This window comes from Sphingobacterium cavernae (genome assembly GCF_008520265.1).
GTDB classification, from domain to species: Bacteria; Bacteroidota; Bacteroidia; order Sphingobacteriales; family Sphingobacteriaceae; genus Sphingobacterium; species Sphingobacterium cavernae.
In genome coordinates, this window is record NZ_VIQM01000033.1 from 21354 (window position 1) to 43750 (window position 22397).

The following is a 22397-nucleotide window of genomic DNA, read 5'->3' on the forward strand; positions in this document are numbered from 1 at the left end:
CTTCATTTTTTATCTTATTTCATGACATGATAATTTTTAAAAATAAAAAAGCCCTTGAAAAAAATCCAAGGGCTTTGATAGCTTTATAAACGTATTACCAACCTTTATTTTGCTCTAAGTTACTGTTTAAAGTAATATCGTATGATGGTATCCCCCATACAAATTTTTCATCACCTTTTTCTTTTTTCAAATTGATGTAACCCGAACCTGTTTGTAAAAAATCTGTTCCTTGAGGAGATCTTCTTTCAAAACCTTCATTCCATCTTTTCAAATCGTCTAAACGAAATCCTTCAAAAGCTAATTCCCTCAATCGCTCATTTTTTATTTCAGTTAATAATGCAGCGCCTGAAAGATTATTCAATCTAGCCAAGCCACGTGCTTCTCTTAATGCATTTAATCGAGTCAATGCCAATGTAGAATTTACTGTCGCATTCGCTTCAGCTGAGATTAAGTATAATTCTGCCACCCTAAACACTTTAGGAGCATTGTGGTTTTCAGCTTTTGATGAAACTAACGTTGGGTTACCAGGGTATTTGTTCACTATGAACGCTTTGTACTTTTTACCTTGTTGATACAAATCAACTTCTTTGAAATAAGCATTTTTTCTGAAATCTATAGCATCATACATATCCAACACCCACTTACTTGGAATGAAATATGATCTGTAAGTATCCGTTGAAGCTTCGTAGTTGTAGTAAGAATCATTTGTATTCGGACGCTCGTTCAAACTTGCAAACAATTGAAATATTGTTTCTTGAGTTTTGTCTGTAGCCCAAATAGACTTCACATCTTCCGCCGTGGTATACAATTTGTATTTATCCGTTTTAATAACCTTCTCAGCAGCTTCAGCAGCACCAGGTAAATCATTCATGTATAATTTAACACGCGCTTCCAAAGCATAAACTGCATCAATAGTGAATTTAGTTGCACCTACAGAACCATTCACGTTAGCCAAAAGAGTTTTTGATTGGTTAATATCACTTAATATTTGATCGTAAGTTTCTTTTACTGAAGCCCTTTTAGGTGATTCTTTTAAATCAAAAGTAAGTACCAATGGCACTCCCAAGTCTGTAGCCGCTGTATTGGCATTATATGCTTTAGAATATCTTAACACTAAATTTAAATAGTAATAAGCGCGTATAGCATAAGCATCACCCAAATATTGGTTTAATTTTGCTTTATCAGCATCAGTTACAGCATTGATTGTAGGAAATTTTGCAATCGATTCATTGATATTTTTCAATGCACCATAATAACCAACCCATACATCTCTTACTTGATAGTTATCTGAATTAAACTCTTCTGCCCACCTGTGTACAGCACCATAGTTATTACCAAAATCTGCAGTAGCATTCAACATATCCGATTGGATATCTTGCGGCAATGTGTATACGCCGTAAATTCTGCCTCTTAATTGAGCGTAAAAGTTATTGTTCCACTTTTCAGCATCAGACACAGACTGGAAAGCCATCTCTTGTGAAATACTATCATAAGGAAATTTTTCTATGTCGCAAGAGGCTAAAGATGCGCTCAATGCTAGAGCGCTCAATATATATTTGAATTTCATCTTTCTTATCAATTTATATTAAAAAGTTAATTCTAATCCGAATACTGATTGTTGAGTATTAGGATTTGCACCCGTAGTCAAGTTAGAATCCACTTCTGGATCAGCACCTGAATATTTAGTCACTGTCAATAAATTACGGCCTACGTAAAATACTTTTGCAGATCTAAAAAATTTAGATTTTTCTAAAACCGATTTAGGCAAAGTATACCCGAATGTGATATTTTTCAAACGTAAGAATGAAGCATTCTCGATTAAAGATGAATCAAATTGTCTTGCCACACCAATACGTGGGAAAGAAGTAACATCACCTGGCTGTTTCCAAAAATCATTTACTGAATTCGTTTGGTTGTAACCAGGGAATGCAGAAGGATTTGAGAAAAAGTAGGCATCATTATTTATTAAATATTTACCCAATGAATATGTAAAGTGTGCATCTAATGAGAAGCCTTTGTATCCAGAGCTCAAACCAAACCCACCATTAATTGGAGCATAACGTTTAATACCTGTATTTTGCTGTAACGCAGCAGTACTAAATGATGAAGTTACATTATTAGGATCATTATTTGTCTTTGTAATATCATCACCAGGAACAAACCACTCTAAATTACCATTATCAGGATTAACACCTTTCAACATCGGATAAAAGAATGAAATAGGTTGACCTACTACATAACTTACACCAGTATTAGGAATGATCCAATAATCTCTACCTTGGAATAATTCTTTAATTTCTTGTTTAACGTAGCCAAAATTCACATACGGTGTTAAGTAAAAATCAGAAGAATTAAATACATCATAGCTAATATCAAAGTTAACACCTTTGTTGTTTAATTTACCAACATTAGATTTAACACTTGAATAACCAGTAGTATATGGATAAGGAACATCCATTAATAAACTAGAGGTATTTCTATTGAAATATTCAACCCCTACATTTAATTTATTAAATAATGTGGTTTCAATACCAACATTTGTTAACGCTTGTTTTTCCCAAGATAATTCAGGATTTCCAGCACTATTTAATCCCCATGCTGAACCAGCGTTATATTGACCTGCTGAAACTGTCGCTAAGTGTTGATAATTCCAATCCGAGCCTGATGTACCTGAGTTACCAGATGTACCAGTAGAAACTTTAAAACGGAAATCATTCACCCAATTAACATCTTTTAAAAATGCCTCTTCTTTCAAGTCATAATTTGCACCCAATGACCAAAATGTTGCTTTAGATAAGTCTTTACCAAAACGTGATGATTGATCCTGACGTACAGTAGCTCTCAAATATAACTTAGATCTGTAATCATAGTTTACAGCACCAAACAATGAATTGTAAGCATATTCTGTCTTTGATTGACCAACGGTAAAACCTGTAGTAGTATTACCTAGCAAAATTAAACGATCATCCGTAAGTCCTGTCCCATATCCATTGAATGAATCTTCCTTGTAATCGACAAATTCTTGACCCGCTAAAAATGTAAAAGCATTCAAATCATTCAAAGACCATTTGTATTCAGCTGTGTTTGTTATTGTACGTGAAACACCTTGAGACCATGATTCTGTAGCCGTACCATTATTTAAGTTTGAAGCAAATGAAGGCAATCTGCGTGCTGATGACCTGTAATTATAATAATCCATACCTGCTTGAGATTTCAATGTTAAATTCTCAATAGGTGTAATTTCAACGAAAGCAGTTGGATTAAATTGTTGATTTTTACCTAATGAAGGATTTTTATCGGCTAAATATTTAGGCGAAAATCTACCCAAACCAGGAATCTGCGTCTCATAATACTCATTTCCATTCGCATCATATGGTGTATACCATGGTAATGCTAAGATTGCTAAACCACCATTTAAACTATTAGAAGTATATTGATTGGTTTCTCTCTTATCGTATCCACCAGATAAATTTAAACCAACTTTTGCCCAATCATTTAACTTAGTAGTAATGTTACTTCTCAATGTGATTCTATCAAATCCAGATCTGTACATTACACCCTCTTGATCCAAGTATGATGATGAAATGAAATATTGTGTTTTATCTGATCCACCAGAAATACTCAAATCATGTTGTTGCATTGGAACATTTTGTTTGAAATAATAATCTGTCCAATATGTATCATGAGGCCAATCTTCTTTTAATTTATCAACCTGTGCTTGTGATCTATAACCAGATTCCAACCAATAGTTTAACAATTGCTCAGAATTCATCATATTTTGTTGAGCTTCTGAACGTGCTAAGTTAGAGAACCCCCATTGTGTTCTCAAATTAATAGTAGCAGACTCCCCACGTTTACCTTTTTTAGTAGTAATATAGATTACACCATTAGCTGCTCTAGAACCATAAATTGAAGTCGAAGAAGCATCTTTCAATACAGTTACGCTTTCGAAATCACTAGGGTTTAATGACACAATAGCACCTGAAGCAATAGGTACACCATCCAGCACGTATAATGGCGTACTTCCCCCACTTATAGAGCCCACACCATTCAAACGAACTGATTGTGTAGCGGAAGGCTCACCAGTAGATGTATAAACCTGTAATCCCGGAACTTTACCTTGTAAAGATTCTAAAGCATTTGCATTTGGCTTAGCTTCTAAATCTTTGGAACTAACTCTACTAACAGAACCAACGACTTTCTTAGAGCTCACTCCTGAACCATAACCTACGACTACCACTTCTTCGAGATCAGTATCATCTGACTCCAATAATATTGAAATTACAGACGAGTTACCAACATTAATTCTTTGAGTTATATAACCAATAGAAGATGCCACAATTGTAGATCCCGGAATTACTGATACTGTAAAATTACCGGATGCATCTGTTTGAGTAGCAACAGATTTTCCAACAACTGAAATAGACACACCTACAATAGGTGATCCATCAGAGGAAGTAACTTTACCACTCACTTGACGTTCCTGCGCATAAGAATAGCTTGTAACACAAGCCAGCGCAAACATAGTACTGAGTAACTTTTGTTTCATATGTTTAGTTTATTATTAAAAAATGCTTAATTAAATATATCTAAAACAACTATTTAAAAAAATTAAACTAATAAAGAATAATTTCATTAAAAATATTTTTAGTTATAAAATTTTGTTATTTAAATTCGGCAAAAGGTATGCAAAACAATTATACAATTTTAACACATTTTAACGAATAGAGCGCAAATCTATACTATTGAAGTTGTTATTGCAAGTATTTGAATAAAAAAATAAAATAATTAAAACAATTTTATAATAAGTTCAAATATATTATAAATTGCTTAAACAACTGTTTCATATTATGAACATAAAAAGACAAAGAAATATTCAGAATAAAATTTTAAAATATTTACATAAAACAAAATATTCTTCACTCACTATTTTTTTAATTTCCTTTTTTTACTAGAGCTTTATCGTGGTTAAAAGATTTATAAGATATCATTTATGTAGCTAACTTTATCAAGCAAAGGCTTTCTATTTAGGCTAAACTATTGCTAGTAAAATTTATGGATACTATAGTTCTATTCAAAAAATATTTCATACAATAAAAAGCGTATAACTATTAGATTATATAGCAATAAATAAAAAAAACAAAATTCATTCGATAAAAATAGATATTATAAGAATTAAATTTTGCAAGTATAGAAATACACGAAATATTAAGATTAAGATTAAAAAACTAATGTCACAAAACTGTAAAGACAGGGCCGACGCACTAGAAATTTACATTAACGATTAATTTCAGTAGGTATTCATTATTCTAGCCTGCTTTTCTCGTTTTGCTTTTAGGCTGGATTTATTGGCTACATCGCCTTTAAGTATGTTCAACGCGAGTTTTCTTACAACAGAAAAGCTTTGAGCAGCCCTTCGATTTCTTGTGGTATTATAATCCTCTCCAAATCCGAGGTCTAATTGTCAATGTAATTGATTCTCAATCTCCCAATGTGCACGAACTGCTTGATTAAAATATGCGGCATCATCTTCTAAGCTAGAGTTGTAATACCTGTCCTGAATGGTATGGGACTCGCCTATAATTCGCTCTGAAGTAATTTTGATAATACTGTTTGGACCCCTCCAGTTTTCTTACTCATCAATGTAATTTAAGTGGCTAATCACTCTGCATGTGCGGATTTCCGAACGACCATACCCTTTATCCAAATGTTGGCTGTAGCTGTCTTCCTTGAAATTAAACTGATTGAAAACCTGGTCATATAGTGCTTGTTGATTTTGTTTTAAAACAAGAATGTAATCACCTTTATGTTCAACTATTTTAGTAGCAATTTCTTTTTGTGTCCCCATAGTATCAATAGTAATCACGGTGCCCTTGATATCTAATAATGATAATAATTCTGGAATAGCTGTAATTTCATTACTCTTATCGGCAACTTTCTGCTGCCCCAGAACCAATTGATTGCGACAACTCCACGCGCTTATCATGTGAAGTGCTCCCAGTCCATCTCTCTTATTCACACTATTGCAAATCGATTTCCATCAATCGCTATTAAATCGCGTTCAGTGCTAGCCGAAATAGTTCTCAAACTTTCACTCAACTCGGCGGTCCAAGCTCGAAAACAGCACTCAAATAATCCCGCATGAGTTCAGTAAGATTATGTTTCTTATTATTGCATGTCCGAGGATCAGGTATCCATTTAAAATGTCTGTAAAGGGGTGCTTCCATAGCTTAACAACAAAGAAACAGCTTAAACTCAAAGCTAACCTAGTTTACACCAAAACAAGATATTACACAGTTTTCAACACAAGTCAATAAAATGGACGATTTTTAAACTTTCTTATGCGTCAGCCCTGACTGTAAAGAGATACTTTCCTATTTCAATACAATGTTTCCTATCTTTGCAAAATGAGATTTGATATCATCACCGTATTACCATCATTATTAGAGAGTCCCTTTGCGCATTCAATTCTTCAGCGTGCACAAAAAAAAGGAATTGCAGAAATTCATGTTCATAATCTTCGTGATTATGCCGTTAACAAGCAAAAGTCTGTGGACGACTACCCCTATGGTGGCGGGTCTGGTATGGTTATACAAATTGAACCTTTCGCATTATGCATTGAAAAGTTACAAAGCGAAAGAGATTATGATGACATAATTTATATGACGCCCGATGGTGTCACTTTAAATCAAAGTATTGCAAATGATTTATCCACTAAAGGAAATATTATCATCCTATGTGGTCATTATAAAGGTATCGATCAACGCATCCGCGATGTATTCGTTACAAAAGAGATTTCTATTGGGGACTATGTACTTTCTGGGGGAGAATTGCCAGCAGCTATTGTTGTAGATGCTGTAATACGATTAATACCTGGTGTACTATCGGATGAAACTTCTGCGCTTTCGGACTCTTTTCAAGATGGGCTATTGGATGCACCTATCTATACGCGACCCGCAGAATGGCGAGGACTTCGTGTACCAGATATCTTATTGAGTGGAAATGAAGCAAAAATCAACGAATGGCGTGACGAACAGCAACTTGCAAGAACAAGAGAAAGAAGGCCTGATTTGTTAAATGATTAAAAATTTATAAGTTTTGTTGATTTTTTTTTAATTTTTGTTTGAATATATAAAATTAATTATAATATTTGTAGCATTAATGCATACGTTTTTTACATATCAATATTGGTGGTGGCCTGAAGCTATAAGCATCGGGAACTAGTCTATAATGGTATTCAAGATAAAACATTTTTATTAAATCAACCAAAACCATTTAAGCCCGATGTATATACATCGGGCTTTTTTTGTTATTATTGACAACTTATTTGAAAAATATGAGATATTCATTTAAAACTAATTATAAAAGAATACTAGCGGATACGACCACTCCTGTAGGTATATATTTGCGATTAAGAGATACCTTTCCGAACAGCCTCTTGTTGGAAAGTTCAGAATACCACAGCCGAGACAATAATATCAGCTATATATGTTGCCAACAAATCGCTGGAATTATTTTAAATGACCAAGAATTATCCATATCCTACCCAAATCAACCAAAAGAAATTAAACAAGCAAGTCAAATAAATTTACGCCATGAGGTTTCTGCATTTCGCAAATCTTTTGAGGGACTTGAACTTCCAGAAGTAAATGTAATTTCCAATGGTCTCTTCGGTTATTTTACATTTGATGCTGTTGAACATTTCGAGGACATCAAGCTAACAGCTGATGCAAATGACGCGAGAAATATACCTTTCATGCAATACCATGTCTATAAGTATGTCATTGCAATCGACCACTTTAGAAATCAACTTTATATTTTCGAAAATCTTTTAGATGGTGAAGAATCTGATTTAGACCGTTTAGAATATTTGATTCAAAATAAAAATTTTCCAGAATACTCGTTTGAAGTGAAAGGTGAAGAATCGTCCAATATGAACGATGAAGAATTTAAGGCCTTAGTCAACAAAATGAAGGCACATATTCAACGCGGAGACGTCTTTCAAATTGTTCCTTCAAGAGGTTTTTCAACACCTTTTGCTGGTGATGAATTCAACGTATACCGCGCACTACGCTCGATCAATCCTTCGCCATATTTATTCTATTTCGATTATGGCGATTTCAAATTATTCGGATCTTCACCTGAAGCACAGATTACCATCAAAAAAGATGTGGCAACTATCTATCCTATTGCTGGTACTTTCAAACGAACTGGTAATTTAGAAGAGGATGAAAAAATTGCGGAATCATTAAAAAATGACCCTAAAGAATCCGCAGAACACGTGATGCTAGTGGATTTGGCGCGCAATGACTTGAGCAGACATTGTCATCATGTGGAAGTAAAATCTTACAAAGAAGCCCAATATTATTCACATATTATACATTTGGTATCTAAGGTATCAGGCAAATTAAAAGAGAATACCAACCCATTTGACGTTGTCGGTGACACTTATCCTGCTGGAACACTTTCGGGGGCTCCAAAGCATATGGCACTAACCTTAATTGATCGTTACGAAGGTTTGCAACGCACTTTCTATTCGGGTGCTTTGGGTTATATGGGATTCAATGGAGATTTTAACCATGCCATTATGATTCGATCGTTCCTTAGTAAAAAGAATGTTTTGCATTACCAAGCTGGCGCAGGCATTGTATTGGATTCTGATCCAGAGAAAGAATTGCAAGAAGTAAATAACAAAATTGCTGCATTACGCAGAGCTTTAGATTTAGCTCAAAATATATGATACGTCCATTAGATTACTGTACAGATATACAACACTTCAACGATTCGATTGCCACAATAAATAGTCGCATTAACGAATTGGAAGAATTAAAAAAACAATACATCAAAAAATCAGAAACATTCGAAAGAATAGATTCGATTTTAAAAAGTGAGGTAGATTCAGAAAGAATGAAAGCAAAGATATTGGTCATTGATAATTATGACTCATTTACATACAATTTAGTTCACTTATTGCAAGAGTTGAATCAAGATTACGTGGTCGTACGTAATGACAAATTCGAATTAGACTATGTTGAACAGTTTGACAAAATATTGCTATCTCCAGGGCCAGGTATACCCGAAGAAGCAGGGTTACTGTTAGATGTAATTCGCAAATATGCCCCAACAAAAAGCATCTTAGGAATTTGCTTAGGCCAACAAGCAATAGCTGAGGTTTTCGGTGGAACATTGTTTAATTTACCTAAGCCTTTGCATGGTGTAGCTACTCCGATTAATGTAATCGATAATTCGGAAAAATTATTTCAAAATTTCCCAAAGGACTCTAAAATTGGACGCTATCACTCTTGGGCAGTGGATCCAAATACCCTACCCGATTCACTATATGTGACTGCAGTAGACGAAAATGGAATCATCATGGCATTGACGCATAAAGAATATGACGTACGTGGTATGCAATTTCATCCAGAATCTGTCTTGACGGACAACGGGAAATTACTAATCGCTAATTGGTTAAAATAAGAGCAATGACTATTTTAGATAAAATCGTAGAAAGAAAGAAACAGGAAGTTAAAGAAGCGAAGTCTAAAGTTTCTTTGGGAGAATTGACCCAATTTCCACTATTCGAGCGAAGCTGTTTTTCGCTGAAAGAATCCGTATTACATCCCGATAGAACTGGAATCATCGCCGAATACAAACGCGCTTCACCATCGAAGGGACTAATCAACGGCCATTCTACTGTTGAAGAAGTCGTGTTGGGTTATCAAAATGCCGGAGCCTCCGCAATATCCGTGTTAACAGATACTGATTTTTTTCAAGGAACTTTAGCAGACTTGACACAAGCTCGCGCTGTACTCACTATCCCTTTGTTACGAAAAGAGTTTATAGTTGACAAATACCAAATCGCCGAAGCAAAAGCATATGGTGCAGATATTATTCTTTTGATAGCGGCTTGCCTAAAACCAGAAGAAATAGAAGACTTTTCCAATTACGCTAAATCATTAGGACTTAACATATTATTAGAAGTACACAATGAGGAAGAGCTTGTTCAAAATATTTTTCCAAACATTGATGCGATCGGTGTAAACAACCGCAATCTGAAGGATTTTTCAGTTTCACTTGAACACTCCTATGATTTGGTTAATAAAATTCCAAATAATTATATCAAAGTATCAGAAAGTGGCATTTCAAATCCTGAGACAATCAAGGATCTAAAAGAAAGAGGGTTTAATAGCTTCCTTATTGGCGAAAACTTTATGAAAACTGACGATCCTGCACAGGCAATAAAAGAGTTTGTAAATCAAATAAAATAGTTAAATTAAGGAGAAGTTTAAATCACTTCTCCTTAAGATTTATTTATTGTGCGTGGATTTCAAAATTAAGTTCCAGTACATTTTGACCTGGAAATGCAGTTTTATAGTCTGCTCTATTCCAGTCGGTACGCTCTATTTTTCCTTTTACTCCTTCATTCAATTTGCGTAGTACAAAAGTAACCTTGGTAGGCAATTTTTCTTGATTTTCCTTTCCCAAAATAAAATAAGACAACACACCAGTAACTTCATACTTACCTGAAACATCCGTGTTGTCACTATATTTTTTCTCGCGCGGTTGAAATAGCGCGCCTTGTTCGTTTTCAGAATCTGGATTTAACTTAAAATCTGCCCCTACTAGAAAAGCTTTGTAGTTATCTGCCGTCAATTTGTCCTTAATAAAATCATTTTGTATTTCTTTTCCCGATTCATCCCAGGACTTCAAATCAATTTTATACGTAACATCCGACTTAATCTTTAATAAAGCATTGCCCACAACTTTTCCATTTTTGTCAAATGTAAGCACAATAGGAGAACCTAATTCTCCATTATCTAAACCGTGAAAATGATCCCCGTGCGCTTGCACTTGCTCGCCAGTTAAGGGTGTGAAAACTAATTCCGACTTCCTCAAATCTAACTCTATAATAGAATCTTCCTTATCACCACATGCACTTATCAACATAATTACGCTAGCAATCACTAGCATTTTGGATGCAATTTTTCTTAATGTAATTTTTCTTAACATAATTTTTAAATTAATAACATGAATAAAAATAATTGTTGCAACATTGTTGCAATTATACAAAAAAATAATAACGCAACAAAGTTGCTTTTAATATTTTGTAAATTATTCTGTACTTTTGCAGCATGTCAGTAAAAATTGGTGAAAATATTGACCTTGGAGCATTCCCATTGTTGTTAGCTCCGATGGAAGATGTCAGCGATCCTCCGTTCCGTTATGTTTGCAAACAAAATGGTGTGGATTTGATGTATACTGAATTTATTTCTTCTGAGGGATTGATTCGTGATGCAGCTAAATCTGTTCAAAAACTTGATATTTTTGAATATGAAAGACCTATCGGAATTCAAATTTTTGGTGGTGACATCGAAAGTATGCGGAAATCCGCGGAGATTTGTACCAAAGCAAACCCAAATTTAATCGACATCAACTACGGTTGTCCAGTAAAAAAGGTCGTATGTAAAGGTGCGGGCTCATCTTTGTTACAAGACATTGATAAGATGGTCGCCATGACTAAAGCTGTTGTCGAGGCTACGCACCTGCCGGTAACTGTTAAAACTCGTTTGGGTTGGGATGATAACACGAAAAACGTGTATGAAGTAGCAGAACGTCTACAAGATGTAGGGATCAAGGCACTTGCAATTCATGGACGTACTAGAGCACAACTTTATAAAGGAGAAGCGGATTGGACAATGATTCGTGATGTAAAGAAAAATCCCCGTATTAAAATCCCAATTTTTGGAAATGGCGATGTGGATTCTATCGAGAAAGCTGCGGCATGGCGTAAAGAATTTGAAGTAGATGGTATAATGATTGGCAGGGCTGCTATTGGATATCCTTGGATCTTTAGAGAGATAAAGCATTACTTCGAAACTGGAGAGCTCTTACAGGGACCAACAATAGCCGAACGCGTGGAAGTGTGTAAAACACATCTTACCAAATCTATTGAATGGAAAGGTGATAAATTAGGAATATTCGAAATGCGTAGACATTATTCAAATTATTTCAAAGGCATTCCTAATTTTAAAGAACAACGTATGAAATTAGTCAGTCTATCCACAGAGAAAGAAATAATTGAAGTCTTAGAAGATATAAAATATAATTTTTCACAATTGGCCGTTTAATTATAAACGGCCAATTGTGTTATTTTAAAAGGCAAATCCAATACCTAACATACCTTTACCCGTTACTGCGTCATCAGATCCGCGGTCACCTATAAACTTTCGGGCAATCCCTAAGTTTAACTCGAAAACAAATTTTTTCTTTGCAACCCACTTTGCACCTAATCCAAAGCCCAAGCCACCCGTAGTATATACTGCACTAATACCTCTATTATTTTCACCTGGCCAAATAGTATTATCGTATTCTCTACTAAAAGTTATCGGTGCAAAACCTTCAATAAAGAAACCAGAGGCATACTTACTACCAAAATAAGCTCTGTAAAATGGGGATATTTGTGTAAAGTCTTCCAAATCATCACCAAACCCAAATATAGCATTCGCTCCTAGACCCGCATCTTCAGAAATAATTCTTTCGTAAGAAGCATTTATTGCCAATCCCCCTATAAGCCAAAAAGGATCTAATAAAATGTCATTTTTCCTAAAATTAGGTAACTGCTCTGTTGACTCCTGTGCGAATACAGAACTAAAAGATGATATAATCATCATAAAAAGTAAAAGTCTTCTCATAAACGGTTAAATAATTTAAATCTAATATAGAACTACTTTTTAAGCCTAGACGCTACAAAGCGAATAAAATTTCTTTCTAAATAAAGAACAAAACCTAAAACTATAATCAATAAAGCATTACTTAGCAATAGATTGTTATTAAAAACATAGTACATACAAGCAGTTGAAATTATTGCTAAAAAAAGATAGAAGACAGATTTCAATAAATTATAAGGGATTTGATAGTTTTTCTGACCAAGGCTATATGACATCGAAACCATCACAAAATATGTTAGCGTAGTAGAAAGTGCTGCGCCCAAATAAGAAAATGTCGGTATAAGTGCAACATTTAATATGACCGTAATAATTGCTCCAACAACAGATATATAAAGTCCATAGCGTGTCTGATCAGATAATCTATACCATATAGAAAGATTCATATAAATACCCAGCAAAACATTATTGAAAAGTAGAATAGGCACAATGTACAACCCCGTCCAATAAACTTCTGCTGTGAACTCTCCTCCTCGAATAAAATTCTTGAGCCAAGATATATTTGCACAAAGAGCAATCATGACCAAAACCATCACAATGATAAAATACTCCATAATCTTAGCATAAACCTGTTTCGCATTTTGATTTTTGGCATAAGAGAAGAAAAATGGTTCTGCCCCTAAACGAAATGCAGTCACAAAAAGGTTCAAAAATATAGCTAGTTTAGCCACTGCACCATAAATCCCCAAGTCACGCTCCCCATCTGCTGTAGGAACTAATTTCGGGAACATCATTTTGTCTAAGTGCTCATTAATGATGAATGAAATATTCGCTATTAAAATTGGAAAACTATAATTAAGCATGCTCCTCAACAAAACCATATCAATTTTAAATGAGAATTTTAAGATTTGAGGAATAAGCATTGACAAAGTCACCAAACTTGCGATCAAATTAGATATAAAAACATTGCCTAACCAACCGTTTCTAAACCATCCGGAAGAGATATTTTGCCAAAATGTATATTCCTTAACTAAACTAGGAAGCCAAAAAAGTAAAAACAGATTACAAAATACAAGGATCAGAATATTTATAATTTTTATGGTGCTGTAACGAATAGGACGCCCTTCGGCTCTCAAACGAGCAAATGGTACTACAGCTAATGCATCAGCAGCCAGTATAACAGCAAAAAACTTGACAAATACAATATATTCATTGAGATCCAGGTCAACTGATTTAATAAATTCAGCAATGGGTTGGGAAAAAACAAACATACTACTGACGAAAATCACGGTAGCAAATAAAGTAACAACAAAACTATTGTTAAAGACTTTTTCCTTGTCTTCTTTATCTACACGCTGCAAATATCTAAAATAGGTAGTCTCCATACCAAATGCCAAAACGGCATTGATCATCGCTGCATAAGCGTATAGATTGGTAAAAATTCCGTAGAGTGAGGTTTCAAGACTACGGGTAAAAAATGGTGTTAAAAGAAAATTTAAGACACGAGATATAATGGTAGTCAGTCCGTATATTACGGTATCGCTAAGTAACTTTTTAATAGCAGACACAGGCGAAATTATTAAATACGTTTAAGGATTTCGAAATTCTTGAACCCCTTTAGCTCAACAATCTCCTCTACCTCCACTGACTCTATTACGGCATCATCTGGACCCTCATGACAGAATTCAACCAAAGCATCCAATGCAAACATATCACCCTCGGCTTCAATATAAACCGAACCATCCTTAAGATTAACTACAAAGCCATTAGCCCCCACTTGGTCTGCCACCGCCTTTGTGCTTGCTCTAAAATATACGCCTTGAACTTTACCTTTTACTTTGATATTTATGTGTTTCATCAAAGCAAAAGTAAGCAATTAAATAATTCTTTCTAAAGTAACCTCATCGGACATTTTTAGTTTAGTCATATTTTTTAATAAGACTAAGCCAGGCTTTTTACCTACTTCTAGTGAACCAACTTCTTTTGTAAGTCCTAATGCTTTTGCTCCATTAATAGTAGCCCATCTAATGCTTTCTAAGAAGTTTAAATCCGGATTAGCATTATGAAGTGTTTTTAATTCTTCCAAAATACTTAAAGTATCGTTGGAAGCCAAACTATCTGTACCTAATGCAATATCGAACTTATGACTATTAAATAATTGAGCTTTAGGCAAAGTATCCTCAATGTAAAGATTTGCTTTGGGACATAAACATAAAGTTACTTCGTGTCCCGTTCGCGCAATAAAATCCAAATCTTTTAACGAAGTGTACGTATTATGAACTAATATAGTCCGATTTGCTATAGGTAAATAATTCAAATAAGTCTGAATAGAGTTACGAGAATGTGCCTTGAAGGTATCCAAATCCAAACCCAAGTTTTCATAGAAGCTTAAAAACTTTCCCCTCTTATATCTAAACAATTTATTTTCTTCTGCACTTTCTTGGTTGTGAATAGAAAGTATATTATCCTCATTAATTGATTTTTTTAACCCCTTAAACAAAGATATGGAACAAGAATAAGGAGAGTGTGGAGTTATAGATGAGTGCATAGAATTAAAGTAGAACTCAATGTCCCTTGCTTCGTCTATTTTAGCAAGCATCTCCTCTTCATTTAAACCTATGATTTCAACAAATGTGTGATATAAAATATTGCTATTATGTTTGATATCTGCAGATAGCGAAGTATTAACATGGTCACCAACAGCCTGGATACCATTAGTAAACATTAACTCATCTGCTAATTTCATCGCATTACTTATATTCGTGACATCGTTGCCACGAGATTCCATAACCTTTCCTATAAATTCTACGAGACCAGTTTTTGGGGGAATTACATTTACCAAATGTGATAACTCCAAATGACAATGCGTGTTTATAAATCCTGGAATTAAAACTCCGGAAAATGATTTTACATCAGCTTTAAAAGATGAATCTAATTCCTTATGGATACCTATTATTTTCCCATCCTCAATCGCTACTATACCATTTTTTATAGGATCTGACGTTACAGGAATAATATAATCAGCCGAAAAGTATTGTATCATGTAATTATTCTGTGTGTTGTATTGTTTTGTGTCGTGTGATTAAAAAAAATTTGATCTATTTTTTGAGAAAGATACAGTTTTTTAATAATAATTATATCTTTTTTTATTTATACAATAAAAAAAGTTAAGTTTGCTCCCATCATATAGGGGTGCCTTGTTTAAAACACAAAGACAGGCTGAGAATATACCCGGATTAATTCTTTAAAAGGAATTAACACACCTGATCTGGATAATGCCAGCGTAGGGAATGGGCGGTTAAATAGAGGTTACTGTAACCCCTTGCAGTAATTGGGTTTAACTCAAAAATTAATTATTATTTATGTTTAAGCATTTTATTGCTTCATGGACATTTGTCCTACTTGCGACTGTATGTTTCGCGCAACAAAACATTACTGTGAAGGTAGTAGATGAGAAATCTTCGCCACTTGCTAATGCCACCGTGATAGTTGGTAATGTCGTAAATCAAACTGACAAGAGTGGAACTGCACTTTTCAGCTTAGAAAATTCTAATTCCGCATCCATTCGCGTAAAACATCTCGGTTTCAAAGATTACAATGGAAGAACAAGTTCTGCACAAGCCTACTACACTATCAAATTGGAACTTTCCCAAATACAATCAGATGCTGTATTTGTATATGCAACACGTGCAAAGGAAAATTCTGCCACTACATTTAAAAATTTGAATAAGGAAGAACTCAAGAAAAACAACCTTGGTCAAGATATTCCTTATTTATTGGATCAAACTCCGGGCGTAATTATTGGCTCGGATGCTGGCGCAGGTATAGGTTATACTAACATGACTATTCGAGGTTCCGATAATCAACGTATAAATGTGACATTAAATGGAATTCCACTAAATGATGCGGAGAGTATGGGTTCCTTTTTTGTTAACCTTCCTGATTTTGCCTCGAGTACCGAAAGTATACAAATCCAACGTGGGATTGGTACTTCCACAAATGGCGCTGGAGCATTTGGTGCTTCCTTAAATATTCAAACGGACGCTTTAGAAACGCAACCATACGCTGAATTGAATAATAGTTTCGGATCATTCAATTCATGGAAAAACACGATTAAAGCAGGAACAGGATTGATCAACAATAAGTTTGCATTCAATACAAGATTATCACGAATAAGTTCCAATGGATATATCGAAAGAGCAACATCAGACTTGAAATCTTTTTATATTGACGGAGGCTTGTATACAGACAAGCATATCTTGAAAGCAACTGTTTTCTCTGGCAAAGAGAAAACTTATCAAGCCTGGTATGGTACACCCGAACCTATTCTAAAAGGAACGGGTAAAGATGAATTAGAAAGGTATGCTTATAATGCATTAGAAATCTATGGAGGACCTGAATTGGATAGGCTAATTAATGCAGATAGACGATATAATTATTACACCTATGACGATCAAACCGATAATTATACACAAACGCATTCGCATTTACATTACACCTACTTAGCAAACGAGAAGTGGAATCTAAATACAGCATTGCACTATACCAGAGGCAAAGGCTATTTTGAAGAATTTAAAGCAGATGACAAATTATATAAATACAATATTCCGAATGTAATACAAAATGGCGAAGAGATCAAAAGTTCGGATGTAGTACGTAGAAGATGGTTGGACAATCACTTCTATGGTACAACATTTTCCCTAAATTATAAACCTTCTTCGTTTTGGAATTATACCATTGGCGGCGCATACAATCAATATAATGGCGATCATTATGGTGAAGCGATTGATGTCGCTATATTTCCTAATCAATCCTTCGATAACAAGTACTATCTGAATGACGCTAGTAAAAAGGATTTCAATATATATCTAAAGACGGATTACAAAAATGACAAATGGTTATTGAACCTTGATTTGCAATACCGTCATATCAATTATTCAGGCCAGGGTTCTGACGACGAATTCCTCGATGATGGGAGTCGAAGAATCCTCAATTTCAAAGACAATTTGAAATTCTTTAATCCCAAATTTGGAGCGACCTACTTTATTAATCCCAGCTCAAATGTTTACGCTTCATACGCCTATGCGAGCAAAGAGCCTGTTCGAAAAGATTATGTAGAAAATCCATTAAACCAATTCCCAAGGCCTGAAAAAATGCAGGATATAGAAGCAGGTTATCGTTTCAAAAATTCAAACATACATTTAGGAACAAATGTATATGCGATGCTCTACAAAGATCAATTGATCAATACGGGTGCTATCAATAATGTCGGCTCACCTATCCGTCAAAATGTTCCTGATAGCTATCGGATAGGTGTAGAATTAGATGCAAGTTGGGCTATTCACCCAAAATTCATCTGGTCTGCAACGGCAGCATTGAGTGAAAATAAAATCAAAAATTTCGTGGAGAATATATCCATATTGGATGATAACTGGAATAAAGTTGGCGAGGAAATCAATGAATACAAGAAGACCACAATCGCTAACGCAGCAAGTACCATCCTATCTAATAATTTCACCTATTTACCAGCGGAAAAATGGTCAATATCATTAGTAAGCAAGTACGTTTCCAGAGTTTATCTTGACAATACCACGGCTAAAGAACGTTCTATTGATCCATTTACCTACACAAATCTAAAATCGCAATACTCCTTTTCAGCTTTTGGGCTTAAGAATATAGATGTGCTAGCTTCGGTAAACAATATCTTCAATGCGAAGTATGTAACATCGGGATATACTTGGGGACAGATTTTTGAGTCACAAGGTACACGCGATTATTATAATTTCTATTATCCACAGGCCACAACTAATTTTATGTTGGGCTTGAATTTAAGATTCTAATATTTTCCCCTAACTATTTGAATTAAGCGGCAGTCAATTTGATTGCCGCTTTTTTGTATTTAATGAAATGTATACTTTTACACCATGCGAGCAGTTATACAACGTGTCACACATGCTTCATGTACCGTAGATGAACAAATCACAGGTGCAATTGAACATGGTTTATTAGTATTATTGGGAGTTGAAGAAGGCGACACCAAAGAAGATATGGAATGGTTGGCAAATAAAATAGTCAACTTACGCATCTTCTCTGACGAAAAAGGTTTAATGAATAAATCGATTCAAGATATTGACGGAAATATTTTATTGATTTCACAGTTTACCTTATTTGCACAAACCAAAAAGGGCAATAGACCTTCATTTATTCGTGCAGGAAAACCAGATAAAGCGAAACCTATGTACGAAGATGTGAGCAAGTTTCTGAGTTCACTTTTAAACAAAGAAGTTCAATTGGGCATATTTGGTGCAGATATGAAAATCGATTTGCGCAACGATGGACCTGTGACAATAATTATGAATACAAAGGATAAAGATAATTTTTAAGCTATTATGACCATACAAGAAGCACAAGAAATCGTGGATAAATGGATAACGACAACTGGTGTACGTTATTTCAACGAGTTGACTAATACGGCGATGCTGATGGAAGAAGTTGGTGAAGTTGCACGCATCATGGCGCGACAATATGGCGAGCAGTCCTTTAAAAATTCAGATAAGGAAGTGAATCTAGCAGATGAAATGGCTGATGTTTTTTTTGTATTAATTTGTCTAGCTAATCAAACAGGTGTAAACTTGACGGAAGCTTTGCAGAAGAATTTGGATAAGAAAACAAACCGTGATAGCCATAGGCATAAAAATAATGAAAAATTGAAGTAGCATAGTTGAATTATTCCTTATCCATTTACAACACACTTCTTATTCTATCTAAAGTTTTTAAATTAAAAATTTAGATAAAATATATACTTTCGAAATCTAGAACAAACGAATATTTTCGAGAAGAAAAATAATTTCAAAATAATTTAAACTACTTAATAGATAGATTTTATATATTTACAGCGTTAACTATTTAAAATTGTGAGATATGAAGCAGATATACAAAACTTACACCCTCAAAATCAACACCCTCTTATTTTTCGCTTTACTAACCGTAAATGTTTTCGCACAAACTCAAAAACTAACTGGACTAGTACAATCAAATAATGAGAACATATTAGGTGCTACCGTACGCACTAATGATGGAATTTCACAATCCACAGATGCGCAAGGCGCATATACAATTGATGTTACAGCAAATACAAAATCAATCACTGTATCTTATGTTGGTTATAAATCTGTAACTAAAAATATTACAGAAGCAATTAATAATGTGCTAAACTTTGATCTAGATGCGACTTCATTGGATGAAGTAGTTGTAGTCGGTAGTCGAGCTGTTCCGCGTTCCAATTTGGAAACCCCAGCTCCTGTAGATGTGATTGACATCAAAAACTTAACTAAGGATGTTGCACAAGTTTCTCTGAATCAAATATTAAACTATGTTGCGCCATCATTTAATTCCAATACACAAGTTATTTCGGATGGAACGGATCACATCGACCCAGCGTCGTTGCGAGGTTTGGGCCCAGATCAAGTCTTGGTATTAATTAACGGCAAGCGCCGTCATACGACTTCTGTAGTAAATATCAACGGTACATTTGGTAAAGGTTCTGTAGGAACAGACTTGAATGCTATTCCTACCGCAGCGATAAAACGTATAGAAATACTTCGCGATGGTGCTGCCGCACAATATGGCTCGGACGCTATTGCTGGTGTAATCAATATTATCTTAGAAGATAATGTACAAGAATTGCGTGCTTCAGCCACTTATGGTGGATTTGCATCTAAAAATGCAGAAAACAAATTCGATGGACAGTCAGTACAGGCTAACCTAAATTTTGGTTTACCATTGGGTGACCGAGGCGGATATATTAACTTCTCTGGTTCTTATGATTTCCGTGAACCAACAAACAGACAAAAAGAATTCACGGGAGTTATATTTAATGACTATAACAATCCAACAGATTATCCTTCACCTACTGGCGCAAATGTAACAGACGCGGAATTAGCAAAAAGAGGATTGACAAGAGCTGACTTTGTATCGCGCATAGGACAGGCGCAGACGCGAGGAGGTGCATTGTTCTTCAATTCGGCTATTCCTCTCCGTGAAAATGCAGAATTCTACGCTTTTGGTGGTTTGAATTATCGTAACGGAGAATCTGCAGCTTTCAGAAGACAGCCAGCACAAATAACACAGAATATTAGTGAAATTTATCCTTTAGGTTTTCTTCCATTAATTGTTACAGACAACTACGACCAATCATTTGCAACAGGTATCAAAGGTAAAATAGGAAATTGGAATGCGGATTTCTCCAATTCATTCGGTCGAAATGCCATTGATTTTAAAACGGAAAACTCACTAAATGCCTCATTGCTTAAAGCCTCACCGACATCCTTCGATGATGGTGGCTACCGTTTTGCACAAAACACGACCAATTTTGATGTTAATAGATTTTTTGAACAAACATTAGCAGGAATTAACGTCGCATTTGGTTTAGAACATCGCTACGAAAATTATAAAATTTTGGCAGGTGAAGAAGCTTCGTATGCTGACTACGGTAAAGCCATTCGAGTAGGCACGGACGGAGCAGGAAATCCAATATTGATTCCAAATTTCCAAGGCAATGTGCAAACTAGATTTGCTGCTAACGGATCAGCATACGCTTCAGGAGCACAAGCTTTTGGAGGTTTCAGGCCTGACAATGCCATTAACGAATCACGTTCTTCTATAGCTGCATATGGGGATGTCGAAATAAACTTCACTCCTAGTTTCTTATTGACAGGTGCATTGCGCTTCGAAAATTACTCTGATTTTGGGTCTACTTTAAATTGGAAAATTAGTACACGCTACAAAATAGACGAACGATTCAATTTTAGAGCAGCAGCAAGTAGTGGTTTTAGAGCACCTTCCCTACACCAACGTTATTTTAATGCCACCTCAAGTTTATTTGTAGATGGGCAAATTATTAATTCTGGAACTTTCACAAACGATAGCCGTCCCGCACAATTATTAGGTATTCCGTCACTGAAACAAGAAACTTCACATTCGTACAGCGCTGGATTGACAGGAAATTTTGGCAAACTAAAAGCTACAATTGATGGATATTACATTCGTATAAATGATCGTATCGTCTATACTGGAAACTTTACTGGTTCAAATGCAGCTGGAGCAAGCGAGCAAGACAAAGAAATTTACAGCTTACTACAAACTGCAAATGCTTCTTCTGCCCGTTTCTTTGCAAACGCAATTGACACCGAAACAAAAGGACTAGATGTAGTCTTAACGTACAACGAAAACATTGGAAAAGGAACTTTGCGTACGGATTTATCTGGAACATTTGTGAAAACAAATATTTTGGGTGAAGTGAACTCTTCGGAGAAATTAGCTGGCAAAGAAAACATCTATTTTGATCAGGCTTCTCGCATCTATTTAGAATCTGCTGTCCCTCGTCAAAAGATAAATCTTTCATTTAATTACACACTTGATAAATTCAATGTATTTCTACGTAATGTGTACTTCGGTGAAGTGGAAGGCGCAACGAATGTCGATGCAGATAGACAAACGTTTGGTGGTAAAGTTGTAACTGATTTAAGTTTGGGCTACCAACTAACCAAGAATTTGAAATGGACTGTCGGAGCAAACAATTTGTTTGATGTATACCCAGATAAAGTACGCGACGGAAGCTCCTTACAAGGGGCAGGATACTTTTTGTATTCCAGAACAGGACAACAATTTGGCTTCAACGGTCGATTTGCATTTACACGATTAGCATTAACATTATAATATATAGATGGGGCG

17 protein-coding genes are annotated in these 22397 nt (G+C 35.0%); 9 read left to right on the plus strand and 8 right to left on the minus strand.

Annotated elements, in window-relative coordinates:
• Positions 1–94 precede the first annotated feature (94 nt).
• The 3 genes from FLS47_RS06650 to FLS47_RS06660 form a co-directional block, all read right to left on the minus strand.
• Complete coding sequence (locus tag FLS47_RS06650; protein WP_149913597.1) at positions 95–1567, minus strand: RagB/SusD family nutrient uptake outer membrane protein; 1473 nt, start codon at positions 1565–1567, stop codon at positions 95–97.
• 18 nt (positions 1568–1585) lie between these two features.
• Entirely contained in the window at positions 1586–4549 is a 2964-nt protein-coding gene (locus FLS47_RS06655; RefSeq protein ID WP_149913598.1) for a SusC/RagA family TonB-linked outer membrane protein, read from the minus strand.
• A gap of 1083 nt (positions 4550–5632) precedes the next feature.
• The gene (locus tag FLS47_RS06660; protein WP_149913599.1) at positions 5633–6031 is read right to left on the minus strand and encodes an ISAs1 family transposase; all 399 of its coding nucleotides are present in this window, start codon (positions 6029–6031) and stop codon (positions 5633–5635) included.
• Positions 6032–6407: 376 nt separating this feature from the next.
• On the opposite strand from FLS47_RS06660, the gene trmD reads away from it, so the two are divergent.
• The 4 genes from trmD (at position 6408) to trpC (ending at position 10268) form a co-directional block, all read left to right on the plus strand.
• Positions 6408–7085, plus strand: a complete 678-nt coding sequence (gene trmD / locus FLS47_RS06665) for a tRNA (guanosine(37)-N1)-methyltransferase TrmD (RefSeq protein ID WP_149913600.1) — start codon at positions 6408–6410, stop codon at positions 7083–7085.
• Positions 7086–7336: 251 nt separating this feature from the next.
• Positions 7337–8740, plus strand: a complete 1404-nt coding sequence (locus FLS47_RS06670) for an anthranilate synthase component I family protein (RefSeq protein WP_149913601.1) — start codon at positions 7337–7339, stop codon at positions 8738–8740.
• A gap of 167 nt (positions 8741–8907) precedes the next feature.
• Positions 8908–9477 (plus strand): anthranilate synthase component II, encoded by a 570-nt coding sequence (locus tag FLS47_RS06675; protein WP_149913622.1) that lies wholly within the window; start codon positions 8908–8910, stop codon positions 9475–9477.
• A gap of 5 nt (positions 9478–9482) precedes the next feature.
• A complete protein-coding gene (trpC, locus tag FLS47_RS06680; RefSeq protein ID WP_149913602.1) occupies positions 9483–10268 on the plus strand; it encodes an indole-3-glycerol phosphate synthase TrpC in 786 nt (261 codons plus the stop codon).
• Positions 10269–10311: 43 nt separating this feature from the next.
• On the opposite strand, the gene FLS47_RS06685 is transcribed toward trpC, so the two are convergent.
• Positions 10312–11010 carry a hypothetical protein gene (locus tag FLS47_RS06685; protein ID WP_149913603.1) on the minus strand — a complete coding sequence of 233 codons (699 nt, stop codon included), beginning with the start codon at positions 11008–11010 and terminating at the stop codon, positions 10312–10314.
• Between the two features lie 122 nt (positions 11011–11132).
• On the opposite strand from FLS47_RS06685, the gene dusB reads away from it, so the two are divergent.
• Positions 11133–12128, plus strand: a complete 996-nt coding sequence (gene dusB, locus FLS47_RS06690; protein ID WP_149913604.1) for a tRNA dihydrouridine synthase DusB — start codon at positions 11133–11135, stop codon at positions 12126–12128.
• Between the two features lie 24 nt (positions 12129–12152).
• Here the strand turns inward: dusB and FLS47_RS06695 are convergent, their stop codons facing one another.
• From FLS47_RS06695 to FLS47_RS06710, 4 genes are read right to left on the minus strand one after another with little or no spacing between them, the layout of a single operon-like run.
• Positions 12153–12692, minus strand: coding sequence for a hypothetical protein (locus tag FLS47_RS06695; protein ID WP_149913605.1), 540 nt, complete (start codon positions 12690–12692; stop codon positions 12153–12155).
• A gap of 32 nt (positions 12693–12724) precedes the next feature.
• A complete protein-coding gene (locus tag FLS47_RS06700; protein ID WP_149913606.1) occupies positions 12725–14233 on the minus strand; it encodes an oligosaccharide flippase family protein in 1509 nt (502 codons plus the stop codon).
• 11 nt (positions 14234–14244) lie between these two features.
• A complete protein-coding gene (locus FLS47_RS06705) occupies positions 14245–14523 on the minus strand; it encodes an acylphosphatase (protein ID WP_149913607.1) in 279 nt (92 codons plus the stop codon).
• An 18-nt stretch (positions 14524–14541) separates the two neighbouring features.
• The gene (locus FLS47_RS06710; protein WP_149913608.1) at positions 14542–15708 is read right to left on the minus strand and encodes an amidohydrolase family protein; all 1167 of its coding nucleotides are present in this window, start codon (positions 15706–15708) and stop codon (positions 14542–14544) included.
• 319 nt (positions 15709–16027) lie between these two features.
• Between FLS47_RS06710 and FLS47_RS06715 the strand changes: the two genes are divergently transcribed.
• The 4 genes from FLS47_RS06715 to FLS47_RS06730 all read left to right on the plus strand — a co-directional run bounded on the left by FLS47_RS06715 (position 16028) and on the right by FLS47_RS06730 (position 22382).
• Entirely contained in the window at positions 16028–18505 is a 2478-nt protein-coding gene (locus FLS47_RS06715; RefSeq protein WP_149913609.1) for a TonB-dependent receptor domain-containing protein, read from the plus strand.
• 84 nt (positions 18506–18589) lie between these two features.
• On the plus strand, positions 18590–19048 hold the full coding sequence (gene dtd, locus FLS47_RS06720) for a D-aminoacyl-tRNA deacylase (RefSeq protein WP_149913610.1): 459 nt from the start codon (positions 18590–18592) through the stop codon (positions 19046–19048).
• A 6-nt stretch (positions 19049–19054) separates the two neighbouring features.
• Complete coding sequence (locus tag FLS47_RS06725; protein WP_149913611.1) at positions 19055–19381, plus strand: nucleotide pyrophosphohydrolase; 327 nt, start codon at positions 19055–19057, stop codon at positions 19379–19381.
• A gap of 205 nt (positions 19382–19586) precedes the next feature.
• Positions 19587–22382 (plus strand): TonB-dependent receptor, encoded by a 2796-nt coding sequence (locus FLS47_RS06730; protein ID WP_149913612.1) that lies wholly within the window; start codon positions 19587–19589, stop codon positions 22380–22382.
• Positions 22383–22397 lie beyond the last annotated feature (15 nt).